Raw genomic sequence first — 13,793 nt, forward strand, 5'->3', positions numbered from 1 at the left:
TCATGGTAGATATTACGCATAAAATCATCACACAAAGAACTGCAACGGCTCAAGCAATTGTAAAAGTTGGAAGTGCTGAAACTATAGAAGCAATCAAAAATAAAACTGTTCCAAAAGGAGATGTTTTAGAAGTTGCAAGAACAGCTGGCTTATTTGCGGTGAAAAATACTTCAAACGCTATTCCAGATTGCCATCCTTTGCCTATTGAATACACTGCAATTGCTTATGATATCCAAGAAATGGAAATTCATATTGAAATCACTGTAAAAACTATTTATAAAACAGGAGTTGAAGTGGAAGCTATGCACGGAGCAAGTATTGTTGCTTTAACTATGTACGACATGCTGAAACCTATTGATAAAAATGTAGAAATTTCGACAGTTAAATTACTACATAAAAAAGGTGGAAAATCTGACTTTAATGATGCTAAAAGTTTAAATCTAAATGTAGCAGTAATTGTCTGTTCCGATAGTGTTTCAAAAGGAAGTAAACAAGATAGTGCAGGAAAAGCAATCACTTCTAAATTGAATACTTTAGGTTTAGATGTTACCAATTATATTATCATCCCAGATGAAATTACAGATATTCAAAAAACAGTAAACACATTAAAAGAAAGCAAAACAGACTTAGTTATTTTAACTGGTGGAACAGGTTTGTCGAATAGAGATGTAACTCCAGAAGCAATAATTCCTTTACTAGACAGAAGAATCCCAGGTATTGAAGAAGCAATTCGTTCGTACGGACAAGACAGAACGCCTTATGCAATGTTATCTCGAAGTGTTGTTGGATTTATTGGATCTACTTTAGTAATTGCTTTACCAGGTTCTACAAATGGAGCAAGCGAATCGATGGACGCTATTTTCCCATCTGTATTGCATTTATTCAAAATAATTAATGGTTTTAACCACGGAAAATAAGATGTTGAAAATAGAAGATTTACACGGTCGAGTGCACGATTATTTACGAATTTCAATTACTGAAAATTGTAACCTTCGTTGTACCTATTGTATGCCTGCCGAAGGAATAAATTTAACTCCAAAAGCACATATAATGACGGCTGATGAAATTGAAACTATTACCAAGACATTTGTATCACTTGGAGTGAAAAAGATCCGTTTAACAGGCGGAGAACCTTTGGTTCGAAAAGATGCTAAAGATATTATTGAACGTCTTGGAAAACTAAATATCGATTTAAACATTACCACAAACGGACTTTTAGTGCATGAATATATAGATACTTTTAAGGCAGCCGGAATTTCTTCGTTAAACATAAGTTTGGATACTTTACAAAAGGAAAAATACAAACAAATTACCCGACGGGATCATTATGAAGCGCTTTGGAAAAATATCGAATTACTTTTAGAACATAATTTTACAGTAAAACTAAATGTTGTTTTAATAAAAGGCTTTAATGATTCCGAAATTATAGATTTTATTAATCTTACCAGAACCTTAAACATCCAAATTCGATTTATAGAATTTATGCCTTTTAACGGAAACCAATGGGACAAATCGAAATTGGTAACTTATGCTGAAATTCTAGAAAAAGTAGATAATCATTTTGAAGAAAATACTATTCTTCGAATGGAAGATAAAGTAAATGACACGGCAAGAAATCACAAAATAGAATCCTTTAAAGGAAGTTTTTCGGTAATTAGTTCTGTTACCAATCCTTTTTGTGGTACTTGTAATAGAATTCGTTTAACAGCAGATGGGAAATTAAAAAATTGTTTGTTTTCTAATACCGAAAATGCGCTCTTAGATACTTTACGAAAGGGAGAAAGTATTCTGCCTATTATTGAAGCTAACATTAAATCTAAATTCCCTGTAAGAGCTGGAATGGAAGATGATAATGAGTTCCAAAACCCAAAACTTTTTTCTAAAAACAGAAGCATGATAAAAATAGGTGGTTAATAATTTTTTTCTTGTTTACTGATAAATGTCATAAAATTTAAAACCTTAGATAACTAATTTTACATAAATTAATTATTTAAGGGTATGAGTAATTTAAAACAATCGCACAAAATTTTATTTATAAACACCTTAGCATTTACTATATGTTTTGCTTGTTGGACGCTAAATGGTGTTTTAGTGACCTATTTAATAGATAAAGGAATTTTTAATTGGACTGTTATTGAAGCAGGATGGTTAATGGGAATTCCTATCTTGTCAGGAGCAATCACTCGGTTGCCAATTGGAATTTTAACCGATAGATTTGGTGGTAAAAAAGTATTTACATGGTTGCTTTTTTTATGCGCTATTCCATTGTTTTTGATTCCTTTAGCCAACTCTTTTTGGGGTTTTGCTATTTTAAGTTTATTATTTGGAGTAGTTGGAGCTAGTTTTGCAGTTGGTATTGGATATACGTCTATTTGGTATCCAAAAGAATGGCAAGGAAGAGCTTTAGGGATTTTTGGAATGGGAAATGCAGGTGCTGCATTAACTACTTTTTTAGCTCCTTCTTTATTGAATTATTTTTCAGAAAGTGACCCAGAAAATGGTTGGAAACTTTTACCAATTACATATGGTATTGTACTTGTAGTTATAGGATTCTTATTTGTTTTCTTAACAAAAGAAAAAATAATTCAAGGAGAAACTAAAAGTATTAAAATACTTCTACAGCCTCTAAAATCAATGAGAGTTTGGAGATTTGGAATGTACTATTTCTTAGTATTTGGATGTTTTGTTGCTTATTCTCAATGGTTATTACCAAACTTCATGAATGTCTACCATACTACTTTAGTTATGGGAGGTGTATTTGCAACACTTTTTAGTTTACCTTCAGGAATAATTAGAGCTTTTGGTGGTTATTTATCGGATAAATTTGGGGCAAGAAAAGTTATGTATTGGGTATTGGGTTCTTCAATGGTAATCAGTTTTTTATTAATGTTTCCTAAAATGGAAATTTATACTGCAGGCCCTGGTGTTTTATCGGGCAATAATGGTATTGTAACTAATATTTCTTCTAATAAGTTAAATGTAAACGATAAAGAATACGTTATAACTCCGAAAATAGAAAATAAATTATCCGAAAAACCAATTTTCCCTGTAAAATCTACTTGGCAAGAAATTGTTGTTGCAGAAAATCAAACTGTTAAAAAGAAAGAATTAATAGCAAAAGGAGTTACACATATTCAGTTTGAAGCAAATATGTGGGTATATTTAGTACTAGTTGTTTTAATTGGAATATCTTGGGGAATAGGTAAAGCTGCCGTTTATAAACATATTCCAGAATATTTTCCTAAACAAATTGGTGTGGTAGGTGGAATGGTTGGGCTTATTGGTGGACTTGGTGGTTTTTTCGGACCAATTATTTTTGGGTATCTGTTAACTTCTACAGGTTTTTGGACAAGTTCTTGGTTTTTTATTTTCACAATATCTACAATTTGCCTAATTTGGATGCATAAAACTATAATTAAAGCAATTCGTAAAAATAATCCTGAATTTACAACACAAATCGAACAAAAGTAATAGTACAATCAATTCTACCTTATTAGTTTTAAATTTAAAATAATAATTTATGTCAGTAAATATTAAAGATTGGAACGTAGACGATGAAGGTTTTTGGAAGTCTACAGGAAAAAAAATTGCAGATAGAAATCTATGGACTTCTATTCCTGCATTGTTATTAGCATTCTCTATATGGATTATGTGGGGAGTACTTATAAAGTACATGAAAGAATTTGGTTTCAATTTCGGAATGACCGATGGGTTAGTTGCGGGAACTACAGAATATATAAATGCATTAAAAGAAGTAAATAATCTTTATTATACGTTACCAGCAATTGCCGGTTTAGCAGGTGCAACTTTACGATTACCTAATTCTTTTTTAATCTCATTAGGAGGTGGTAGAAATGTAGTTTTTATAACAACTGCCTTATTACTTATTCCAGCAATTGGAACAGGTTTAGCCTTGTCAGATGTAAATTCATCTTATCTATTTTTCGCAGCAATGGCTTTGTTTTCTGGACTTGGTGGTGGTAATTTTTCTTCTTCAATGAGTAACATTTCGTTCTTCTTCCCTAAAAAAGCACAAGGATATGCGCTAGGTATGAATGCAGGGCTTGGTAACTTAGGAGTTGCAGTTATGCAAAAAACAATTCCATTTATAGTAACATTCTCTTTATTTGGTGGTACTGCTGGTGCAATTGCAACTGCAAAAGGTGCTCCTTTTGAAGGAATGCAAAATGCTGCATGGATTTGGGTTCCACTTATTGTATTAGCTTCTTTAGCTGCATTTTTCGGAATGAATAATGTATCTACAGGAACTCCAAGTATGCCCGATACGGCTAAAGGGGTTTCAAAAACATTATACATGATAATGTTAGGTTTAGTTGCTGCTGGTATTGGTGCGTTTATGTTGGTTGGAATTCCTTGGGATTCTTTTGGAATGAAAGATTCTGCAATGTGGATTGTTCTACCTATAGTAATTGTTATTACCGTTTTATTAATGAAATACGGAACTCCAGCTGATATAAAAGAGAACCTAAATAAACAATTTTCAATACTAGGCGATAAGCACAATTGGATAATGACAATTATCTATACAATGACTTTTGGTTCTTTCATTGGTTTTTCAATGGTGTTTCCAAAATTAGCGCAAGATATATTTGTGTATTCAAACCCACTAGACCCGGAATGGGTAAACCCTAATGCTCCTAATATTATGCTTTGGGCATTCTTAGGTCCAATGTTTGGTGCTTTAGTTAGACCAATTGGAGGAATTCTTTCTGATAAAGTGAATAGTGGTGCTAAAATTACAATGTGGAGTACAATTTTTCAAATTATAGCGGCATTAACGGTTGCTTACTACGTAGTACAAGCAAGAGGTTCTGAAACTCCAGAATTGTATTGGTGGCCATTTTTCGGTGCATTTATGGTTTTATTCTTAACAACAGGAATTGGAAACGGATCTACTTTTAGAAGTATTCCTTATATTTTTAGTAAAGAAAAAGCAGGTCCTGTATTAGGTTGGACTGCTGCAATTGCTGCTTATGGAGCCTTTATTATTCCGAATGTATTTGGACAACAAGTTACAGCAGGAACACCAGAATATGCATTATACGGTTTTGCAGTTTACTATTTAATTTGCTTATTTCTAAACTGGTGGTATTACCAAGGACCAAAAAGAGAAGTGGATAATCCATAAATGAATTCTATACCTTTAAAAAAAAGAAAAGTAATTTGAATTCATTCTAATTGAAAATTTAATTAAGTTTATACAACATAAAAAAGACCAATGAAATACAAAACATTTAATACAAAAGCACTTCTTATAGCTACTGGTTTATCTATACTTATAATTTTTTTGGTGTTTTTTGGATCTAGAAATCTACAAAACTTCGATGCTGCATTAATTACCTATTTGTTTGGGACACTATTTGCTTTTTTTGGTATTGTATATCGCTATTCTGTTTGGTTACAAAGACCACCAACATGGATTTATTTCAAAAGAGGAATCAGCTATTTAGTAACAGGAAAAGTTTTTTCTCATCTTTGGTTTGTTTCTAAAGAATCGATTGAAAATATTGCTTTTCAAAAATTTATTTACCCTAGAGGAAAATACCGTTGGGTTGCGCATTTTATGATAGCAATTGGTTGTACTTCTGCATTTTTAATTACTATTCCTTTAACTTTTGGGTGGATACATTTTAGTTTAGCTCCAGGTGGAATTGACATTTACGAAGCCCATTTTTTTGGTTTCCACATGATGTCATTTAAATTAGGTTCTGTTATTGCATTTTTAACTTTTCATGCCTTAAACTGGTCTTCTTGGTTGGTAATTTTAGGTTCTCTTTATTATTTGAGAAGAAGACTTACTAATCCAGGTTTAATTGCAACTCAAACATTTGAAGGTGATTTACTTCCTTTAATTTTATTAATTGCAATCTCAGTAACGGGTCTGGGATTAACTTATTCCTATCAATTCATGAAAGGTTTTGCTTTTGACTTTCTTGCTGTTACGCATGCGGTTACTGTAATTATGTTTCTAATTTGGATTCCGTTTGGGAAATTCTTTCATATTATTCAAAGACCAGCACAAATTGGTGCTCATATTTATAAAAATGAAGGAATGAAACAAGGGATGGCTATTTGTGAACATACTGGAAATGAATTTGCGACTAATCTTCATATTAATGATTTAAAAATTGTTACAAAAGAATTAGGTTTCAATTTCGATAGAGAAGATGGAAGTTCGCATTTAGATTTAAGTCCTGAAGGAAAAAGATCTCGTCTAGCACAAGCGCATTTGAAAGCAAGACAAGAAGGTGGAAAATTATTTGGTTAATAAACGATTATAAAAAAATAGAGCATGGCAAAGTTACCAGTTCCGGCAGAAAAAATTATAGAAGAATTTGGACCTCATTTAAATTATTCACCAAAAGATGGATATGAAGGAAGAGACGAACCAGATAAAGTGGTTGAAACGCATTGTTGCTTTTGTGGTATGCAATGTGGTATAAAGTTATTAGTAAAAACCAATAAAGTAGTAGGTTTTGAACCATGGATGGAGTTTCCTTTTAACGAAGGGAGATTGTGTCCAAAAGGAGTTCAGCGTTATTTACAAAATAATCATCCAGACAGAATTTTAAGCCCATTGAAAAGAGTAGAAGGAAAAGGTTTTGAACCTACTTCTTGGGATGAGGCTATGGATAAAACGGTTTCAGAGATAAAACGAATTCAAGAAAAATACGGAAATGATGCTTTTTCTATGCTTTCTGGAGTTTCTTTAACCAATGAAAAAAGTTACTTAGTAGGAAAATTTGCTCGTATAGCACTTAAAACAAAAAACCTAGATTATAATGGTCGTTTATGTATGGTAAGTGCTGGTGCTGGAAATAAAAAAGCTTTTGGATTAGACAGAGCTTCAAATACATATGCCGATTTAGAATATGCTGAAGTAATTATAGTTGCAGGAGCAAATATTAGTGAAACTTTCCCAACTTTAACCCATTGGATTTGGAAAGCAAGAGATAGAGGTGCAAAACTTATTGTTATTGACCCTAGAGTAATTCCATTAGCAAGAACTGCCGATGTACATTTAGACGTAAAACCAGGAACAGATTCTGCATTATATGGTGCTATGTTGAAATACTTGGTTGATAACGATATGTTAGACCATGACTTTATAGACAATTATACTTCTGGATTTGATATGACTATTGATGCCGTTAAAGATTATACTTTAGAATGGGCTGAAGAAGTAACTGGAATAAAGAAAGAAAAAATAAAAGAAGCTGCAGAACTTTGGGGTAAAGCCAAAACAAGTTTCTTATTACATGCAAGAGGAATTGAACACCATTCAAAAGGAGTTGATAATGTTTTAGGTTGTATTAATTTAGTATTAGCAACAGGTAGAATTGGAAAACCATATTGTGGCTACGGGACTATTACAGGACAAGGAAATGGACAAGGTGGTAGAGAACACGGACATAAATGCGACCAATTACCTGGAAATAGAGATATTGAAAATCCAGAACATAGAAAGTATATTTCTGACGTTTGGGGAATTGATGAAAAAGATTTGCCTGGAAAAGGATTATCTGCTTATGAAATTATTGAAGCCATTCATAGAGGAGAAATAAAAGGTTTAATTTCAATTTGTTTTAACCCTTTGGTTTCTTTACCAAATAGTAATTACGTTCGTGAAGCTCTTGAAAAATTAGAATATTATGTATGTATTGACTTTTTCTTAAATGAAACGGCTCGTCATGCGGATATTGTTTTAGCTGGTTCTTTACAGGAAGAAGAAGAAGGAACAACAACTTCAGCTGAAGGTAGAGTTATTAGAATTCGTCAAGCTGTTACTCCTCCTGGAGACGCAAGAACAGATACTTCTATAATATTAGAATTAGCAGAAAGATTAGGCGTAAAAGATAAGTTTACATATGATGACAGTGAAGCTATTTTCAATGAATTAAGAGTTGCTTCTAAAGGTGGTACTGCCGATTATAACGGAATTACCTATAAAAGAATTGAAGACAACATGGGAATGTTTTGGCCATGTCCTACGGAAGACCATCCGGGAACTCCAAGGCTTTGGGAAGATAAAAAATTCAAAACTCCAGATGGAAAAGCACACTTTAATCCTGCGCCATATAAATTACCTGGTGAAGTTACAGATGAAAGTTTTCCAATAATTTTAACAACTGGTCGTGTAGTTTCTCAATATTTAAGTGGAACACAAACACGTAGAATTGGAAAATTAGTAGATCAATATCCAGAACCATTATTAGAAATTCATCCAGAATTGGCTAAAAAGTATAATATTCAGCAAAACGAACTTATTAAAGTAAGTACTCGTAGGGGTGAAGGAACTTTTCCAGCTAATATTGTAGAAACTATTCGTAAAGACACGGTATTTATTCCTTACCATTGGTCAGGTTTAAAGTCAGCAAATTTACTAACACCTGGAACATTAGATCCAATTTCAAAAATTCCAGAATTTAAAGTGTGTGCTTGTAAATTAGAACCTTTAAAAGAACAAGCAAAGCCATCAAGTGAAACAAAAGCTTACGCAAGCATATAATCTATAAAAAATTAAAATATGAATTATACTAATTTTAATAAGAATGAAGAATTTTTTGTAGATATGCAACGTTGCATTGGCTGTAAAGCTTGTGAAATGGCATGTGCTGAATGTGAAACCAATGGGCAAGAATCTTTGATTCATGTAAATTATGTAGATCGTGCAGAAACTATCCAAACAACGGTACAAGTTTGTATGCATTGTGATGATCCTGTTTGTGCAAGTGTTTGTCCTGCAGATGCTATTTCTAAAGATGAATTCGGAATTGTACATACTGCAAATACAGAAAGATGTATTGGTTGTTCCAACTGTGTAGTTGCCTGTCCGTTTGGAGTGCCAAAAAAAGTAGAAGAATACGATTTAATGATGAAATGTACAATGTGTTACGATAGAACAAGTGTTGGTAAAAAACCTATGTGTGCTACTGTTTGTCCAAGTGGAGCATTGTTTTATGGTACAAGAGAAGAAATTAAAGAAATGCGTCCAAACAGTTCTCCAGTAAACACATTTGTTTTTGGAAAAGAAGTTGTCAATACAAAAGTAAATATCATGATGCCGAAAGGTAGTAATGAATTAATAATATATTAAACCTAAGTTATGCCTGATAAAAATAATAATGAAAATTGGAAAAAAGATTTTCCTATTCATAAACAAGATGCCACACAAGTTAGCCGTCGTGATTTTGCTAAATTTTTAACATTAGTATCTGGTGGTTTAATGGTAGGAAGTGGTTTAGTAGCTGCTAAAGCTTATTTATCACCAAAAGAAAAAGTAGCAGGAGAACATTTTATTTGCGACAAAGACGAAGTACCTGTTGGAGGAACTAGAGGTTTTGTTATAGAAGGAAGTACAATTCCATATATACTTATTCATTTAGAAAATGGAGAATTTAGAGCTTACGAACAAAAATGTACGCATTTATCATGTTCTGTATTTTATGCTCCAGGTTCTGGAAAAATTGAATGTCCTTGTCATAAAGGCTTCTTTGATGCCATGACAGGACAAGTTTTAGAAGGGCCACCACCAAGAGCATTACCAAAATTAGAAGTATTTTTTAAAGAAAATAGTGTTTTTGTGAAAGAATTTGAAGAAACACTTAGTTAATTAAACAAAAGTATAATTATGAGTAATTTTAGAACAAGTCAAAACAAAGCAAATCCCAATAAATTAAATACAATACTTTCCACTTTAATATTTGTTTTAATATTAAATGTTAGTTTACAAATTTGGTTACTTTATACTGCATTAAATAATGCGTTAGACAATAATAGGGAGATTTTAATTCCAGCATTTATAGCCTCTTTTGTAATCTTTTTAATTGGCTTTAGTTGGTTATATTATTTACCAAAAGGGAATAGAAGTGCTTAAAAAAATACCGAAACAGTGTTTCGGTATTTTTTATCTAATTACTATTGTAGGTTTTTTACTCGTATTTAATACTTCCATTTTTAAACTTATAGAATTGGATAAAGGTGTTAAAGTTTCACTTCCGTTACTGAAATTTTGGACGTAGAAATTACCCGTATATCCTTTTTCATTAAGATAATTTTGCATTTCAATTAAATCTGAATTGGTACAAAGGTTTGAATGGTAGGTTGTTCGTATTTCGTATAGAATCTTAGAAGCTTTTAAAAGTTGAAATGAGGTTTCAAATTCGACAAACAAGGAGGATTTTGTAATTGTTTTGAATTTATTGGGTAACGCTTTAAAATCTAATGCTACATAATCTATTAAATTAGTATTAATTAATTCTTTTAAAACGTTTGGATTACTTCCATTAGTATCAATTTTAACTAGGAATCCCATTTCTTTAATTGCTTTAATGTGATTTAATATGTTTTTATGAATCAAACATTCACCACCACTAAAAACAACTGCATTTAGCAAGCCTACTCTTTTTTTTAAAAAAGAAATTACCTCTGTAAAAGAAATTGTTCCTTTCCCCAAAACAATTTCTGGATTATAACAATACAAACATCTCATATTACAGCCTGCATACCACAATATACAGGCTGATTTATGTGGATAATCTAAGAGTGTAAAAGGGGTTATATTACTAATTACTTTTCCTATCACGCATTTTCTTTGAAATGAACGCGTTGCCTATGTTCTCCTTTTTTTCCAATATTAAAACTTTCAACAGGTCGATGATAACCCATTACTCTGGTGTAGACCAAACATTTTTTTCGTAATTCTTGATGCTGTTCTAGTATTTTGCTAGTTTTTGTGTTCATATTCTAGTTGTTTTTGATTTTCAATAATTGCTTCATCGCATTTTGGGCAATATTCATATTCTCCATTTAAATAACCATGCACAGCACAAACACTAAATACTGGTGTAACTGTTATGTAGGGTAATTTAAACTTTGTAAGCACTGTTTTAACGAAGTTTTTACAAGCTTCGGGTGAACTTATTCTTTCATTCATGTAAAGGTGCAATACTGTTCCTCCTGTGTATTTACATTGTAATTCGTCTTGCATAAGTAAAGCTTCAAATGGATCTTGGGTAAAATCTACAGGTATTTGTGAACTGTTTGTATAGTAAATATTTTCATCCATTCCTGCTTGCAATATTTCTGGAAAACGTTTTTTATCTTCTTTTGCAAAACGATAGGTTGTTCCTTCGGCTGGTGTTGCTTCAAGGTTGTATAAGTTTCCTGTTTCTTCTTGGTATTCTTTCATTCGGTTACGAATATGATCTAAAATTTCTATACTCATATTGTTTCCATAACTTGAGGTTACATCGTGCTGATCATTTGTAAAGTTTCGAATCATTTCATTCATTCCGTTTACACCTATTGTTGAAAAATGATTGCGAAAATGAGGTAAATAACGCTTTGTATAAGGAAACAAACCTCTATCATACATGTCTTGAATGAAGATTCGTTTTTTCTCTAAAGTAGCTTTGGCAATCTCTAAAAGTTTATCTAACTGTTCGTATAAACCTACCTCATTCTTTTTATACAAATACCCAAGTCTTGCCATATTAAGGGTAACAACACCAATGCTTCCAGTCATTTCAGCACTTCCAAAAAGTCCGTTGCCACGCTTTAATAACTCGCGTAAATCGAGTTGTAAACGGCAACACATACTACGAACTGCATTTGGTTTATAAGCATCTGCATTTTCAACTTTTTCTCCATTTTCATCTATAGTATATTGACTTCCAATGAAGTTTTGGAAATAAGACGAGCCTATTTTTGCTGTGTTTTCGAAAAGAATTTCGGTGTTTTCTCCATCCCAATCAAAATCTTCGGTAATATTTACTGTTGGAATAGGAAAAGTAAACGGTTGCCCATTTGCATCCCCTTCGGTCATTACCGTATAATAAGCTTTGTTGATTAGGTTCATTTCCTTTTGAAAATGCTCGTAACGCATTTCTTCTAATCTTGAAACGCCTCTTTCTTTTGCTTTTTGAATTAAATGTTCTTTTTCAATTCCTCTAAATAGATGAATGTCGTTTTTTGTTGGAATTTGGTCTTTTAAATCGTCAGGAATCACCCAATCTAAGGTAATATTTGTAAAAGGAGATTGTCCCCAACGAGCTGGAACATTCAAATTATATACAAAACTTCTAATGGCTTTTAAAACTTCTTCAAAAGATAAATCATCTTTAAAAACATAAGGAGCTAGATAAGTATCAAACGAACTGAAAGCTTGTGCACCAGCCCATTCACTTTGTAAAATACCCAAGAAATTTGCCATTTGACCTAAAGCTTCTCTAAAGTGCGATGGTTCTTTGCTTTCTACACGACCACGAACACCATTAAAACCTTCGTTTAGCAAAACGCGTAAACTCCAACCAGCACAATAGCCTGTAAGGCAATCTAAATCGTGAATATGAATATCTCCATTTCTATGTGCATAGCCTTCTTCTTTAGTGTACACTTTGTCTAACCAATAATTTGCAATTATTTTTCCTGCTGTATTGTTAACTAAACCAGCATTTGAATAGGAAGTATTGGCATTTGCGTTTATTCTCCAATCGGTTTGCGAAATGTATTCTTCAATAGTTTGTGTGCTATCTACATAAGTAGTATCATCATTTAAACCTTCAACATGTTCTCTTTGTAGTTTTCTAGTATGACGAAATAACATAAAAGAGCGCATTACTGAGAAATAATCTTTTTCAAACAATGCTTTTTCAATGCAATCTTGAATATCTTCGACTGCACAAACTTCTTTTTGTTCTATTTGGTTTATTACTGTTTTATATATAGTTTCATCATATGGAATGGAAACGCTTTTAAAACTTTTTTCGATTGCATCTTTTATTTTATAACTTTCATATATTTTATAATTTCCATTTCTTTTAATTACATATATTTCCATTTATATATTTCTTTAGATTTTTTGTTATTCTATTTTATGATGCGAAAAGCTCTTTTTCCATTTCAATTGCTTTAATAAATAGAATATTGTTTTCTAAATGAATATGTTTGTGTAAATCTTGTTCGAATTCTTGTAACATTAAAAACGTAACTTTATAGGTGTTACAAGCATCTGTAGGAGGTGTATAATTATTAGTCAATTCAGAAATTCTAACAAAGCGATCTCCTTCATTTTCATGTTCATCTTTCATCATAGCGATTGGGTTTTCTACTTTTCCAAAATGAGGAGGTTCTAAATTTAAATTACCACGGATTGCATTCGACATTTTCTCGATGAATGGAAATAAAATTAATTCTTCTTTTTTCATGTGTTGTGCCAATTCACCTGCGCTACTTTTGAATAATTCATTGATTAGCAATAATTCTGGATGAGCGTTTCCATGAACCTTACATAATTTATCTAAATAGGCTAATAGAGTAGGTGTTTTTTCTTCAATATAACGGTGATGATTTTTTTTAATATAATCAATTAGAAAATCGACTGGCCAAGATTGAAAGTCTGTGGAATCACTATTTTTAGATTTTACTATTTTATCAATTTCTTTTTCAATTAGTTCAGCATCCAATCCTTTTTTACTACACGCTTCTTCAATAGTTCTATTGCCTTTACAGCAAAAATCAATGCCATATTTAGAAAATACAGAAGCTGTTCTAAAATCGTTTGCAACATATTCTCCGATGGTTTGTTTTTCTAATATATTCATAATTTCTATGTTTTATTCGTTTTTGTAACTTGATTTTTAAATTATAATCTGTAACAATATTACAATCAAAAACATATTAGTTTTTATGATTGAAGTCATAACCAGAACTAAATATTCACTTTTATTTTGTAGAAGAAAAATGATGTATTAAAAAAGATAGATAAATGG

The 13,793-nt window shown here is 31.8% G+C and carries 13 protein-coding genes; 9 read left to right on the forward strand and 4 right to left on the reverse strand.

Annotated elements, in window-relative coordinates:
• Nucleotides 1-2: 2 nt before the first annotated feature.
• The 9 genes from moaCB to FIA58_RS00415 all read left to right on the forward strand — a co-directional run bounded on the left by moaCB (nt 3) and on the right by FIA58_RS00415 (nt 9,898).
• On the forward strand, nt 3-917 hold the full coding sequence (moaCB, locus tag FIA58_RS00375; protein WP_140958867.1) for a bifunctional molybdenum cofactor biosynthesis protein MoaC/MoaB: 915 nt from the start codon (nt 3-5) through the stop codon (nt 915-917).
• A complete protein-coding gene (gene moaA / locus FIA58_RS00380) occupies nt 895-1,914 on the forward strand; it encodes a GTP 3',8-cyclase MoaA (protein ID WP_140958869.1) in 1,020 nt (339 codons plus the stop codon). Before moaCB ends, moaA begins: the two co-directional genes overlap by 23 nt.
• Before the next feature lie 84 nt (nt 1,915-1,998).
• On the forward strand, nt 1,999-3,471 hold the full coding sequence (locus tag FIA58_RS00385) for an MFS transporter (protein WP_140958871.1): 1,473 nt from the start codon (nt 1,999-2,001) through the stop codon (nt 3,469-3,471).
• Nucleotides 3,472-3,520: 49 nt separating this feature from the next.
• Complete coding sequence (locus tag FIA58_RS00390; protein WP_140958873.1) at nt 3,521-5,149, forward strand: MFS transporter; 1,629 nt, start codon at nt 3,521-3,523, stop codon at nt 5,147-5,149.
• Nucleotides 5,150-5,239: 90 nt separating this feature from the next.
• Nucleotides 5,240-6,289 (forward strand): MFS transporter, encoded by a 1,050-nt coding sequence (locus FIA58_RS00395; RefSeq protein WP_140958876.1) that lies wholly within the window; start codon nt 5,240-5,242, stop codon nt 6,287-6,289.
• A 24-nt stretch (nt 6,290-6,313) separates the two neighbouring features.
• Nucleotides 6,314-8,530 (forward strand): molybdopterin oxidoreductase family protein, encoded by a 2,217-nt coding sequence (locus tag FIA58_RS00400; protein WP_140958879.1) that lies wholly within the window; start codon nt 6,314-6,316, stop codon nt 8,528-8,530.
• Nucleotides 8,531-8,548: 18 nt separating this feature from the next.
• Nucleotides 8,549-9,118, forward strand: a complete 570-nt coding sequence (locus FIA58_RS00405; protein WP_140958881.1) for a 4Fe-4S dicluster domain-containing protein — start codon at nt 8,549-8,551, stop codon at nt 9,116-9,118.
• Between the two features lie 9 nt (nt 9,119-9,127).
• Nucleotides 9,128-9,634, forward strand: a complete 507-nt coding sequence (locus tag FIA58_RS00410) for a Rieske (2Fe-2S) protein (RefSeq protein ID WP_140958883.1) — start codon at nt 9,128-9,130, stop codon at nt 9,632-9,634.
• Between the two features lie 18 nt (nt 9,635-9,652).
• Nucleotides 9,653-9,898, forward strand: coding sequence for a DUF6755 family protein (locus tag FIA58_RS00415; RefSeq protein ID WP_140958885.1), 246 nt, complete (start codon nt 9,653-9,655; stop codon nt 9,896-9,898).
• A gap of 30 nt (nt 9,899-9,928) precedes the next feature.
• Here FIA58_RS00415 and FIA58_RS00420 read toward each other — a convergent pair whose 3' ends face one another.
• The 4 genes from FIA58_RS00420 to ric are packed head-to-tail and all read right to left on the reverse strand — an operon-like array spanning nt 9,929 to nt 13,625.
• Nucleotides 9,929-10,606: an anaerobic ribonucleoside-triphosphate reductase activating protein gene (locus tag FIA58_RS00420; RefSeq protein ID WP_140958887.1), complete on the reverse strand. Its 678-nt coding sequence runs from the start codon at nt 10,604-10,606 to the stop codon at nt 9,929-9,931.
• Nucleotides 10,603-10,764, reverse strand: a complete 162-nt coding sequence (gene nrdD, locus FIA58_RS21600; protein ID WP_140958889.1) for an anaerobic ribonucleoside-triphosphate reductase — start codon at nt 10,762-10,764, stop codon at nt 10,603-10,605. The genes FIA58_RS00420 and nrdD overlap by 4 nt, the downstream gene beginning before the upstream one ends.
• Nucleotides 10,748-12,862, reverse strand: a complete 2,115-nt coding sequence (locus FIA58_RS00430) for a ribonucleoside triphosphate reductase (protein ID WP_140958891.1) — start codon at nt 12,860-12,862, stop codon at nt 10,748-10,750. The genes nrdD and FIA58_RS00430 overlap by 17 nt, the downstream gene beginning before the upstream one ends.
• Before the next feature lie 34 nt (nt 12,863-12,896).
• Nucleotides 12,897-13,625, reverse strand: coding sequence for an iron-sulfur cluster repair di-iron protein (gene ric, locus FIA58_RS00435; protein WP_140958893.1), 729 nt, complete (start codon nt 13,623-13,625; stop codon nt 12,897-12,899).
• Between the last annotated feature and the right edge of the window lie 168 nt (nt 13,626-13,793).

This window comes from Flavobacterium jejuense, assembly GCF_006491595.2.
GTDB classification, from domain to species: domain Bacteria; phylum Bacteroidota; class Bacteroidia; order Flavobacteriales; family Flavobacteriaceae; genus Flavobacterium; species Flavobacterium jejuense.

What these genes read in the sequence shown, in the direction of transcription:
- moaCB (WP_140958867.1), top strand. Translation starts at nt 3, where the DNA reads ATGGTAGATATTACGCATAAAATCATCACACAAAGAACTGCAACGGCT.
- FIA58_RS00390 (WP_140958873.1), top strand. Translation starts at nt 3,521, where the DNA reads ATGTCAGTAAATATTAAAGATTGGAACGTAGACGATGAAGGTTTTTGG.
- FIA58_RS00415 (WP_140958885.1), top strand. Translation starts at nt 9,653, where the DNA reads ATGAGTAATTTTAGAACAAGTCAAAACAAAGCAAATCCCAATAAATTA.
- moaA (WP_140958869.1), top strand. Translation starts at nt 895, where the DNA reads ATGGTTTTAACCACGGAAAATAAGATGTTGAAAATAGAAGATTTACAC.
- FIA58_RS00410 (WP_140958883.1), top strand. Translation starts at nt 9,128, where the DNA reads ATGCCTGATAAAAATAATAATGAAAATTGGAAAAAAGATTTTCCTATT.
- FIA58_RS00400 (WP_140958879.1), top strand. Translation starts at nt 6,314, where the DNA reads ATGGCAAAGTTACCAGTTCCGGCAGAAAAAATTATAGAAGAATTTGGA.
- FIA58_RS00405 (WP_140958881.1), top strand. Translation starts at nt 8,549, where the DNA reads ATGAATTATACTAATTTTAATAAGAATGAAGAATTTTTTGTAGATATG.
- FIA58_RS00385 (WP_140958871.1), top strand. Translation starts at nt 1,999, where the DNA reads ATGAGTAATTTAAAACAATCGCACAAAATTTTATTTATAAACACCTTA.
- FIA58_RS00430 (WP_140958891.1), bottom strand. Translation starts at nt 12,862, where the DNA reads ATGGAAATATATGTAATTAAAAGAAATGGAAATTATAAAATATATGAA.
- nrdD (WP_140958889.1), bottom strand. Translation starts at nt 10,764, where the DNA reads ATGAACACAAAAACTAGCAAAATACTAGAACAGCATCAAGAATTACGA.
- ric (WP_140958893.1), bottom strand. Translation starts at nt 13,625, where the DNA reads ATGAATATATTAGAAAAACAAACCATCGGAGAATATGTTGCAAACGAT.
- FIA58_RS00395 (WP_140958876.1), top strand. Translation starts at nt 5,240, where the DNA reads ATGAAATACAAAACATTTAATACAAAAGCACTTCTTATAGCTACTGGT.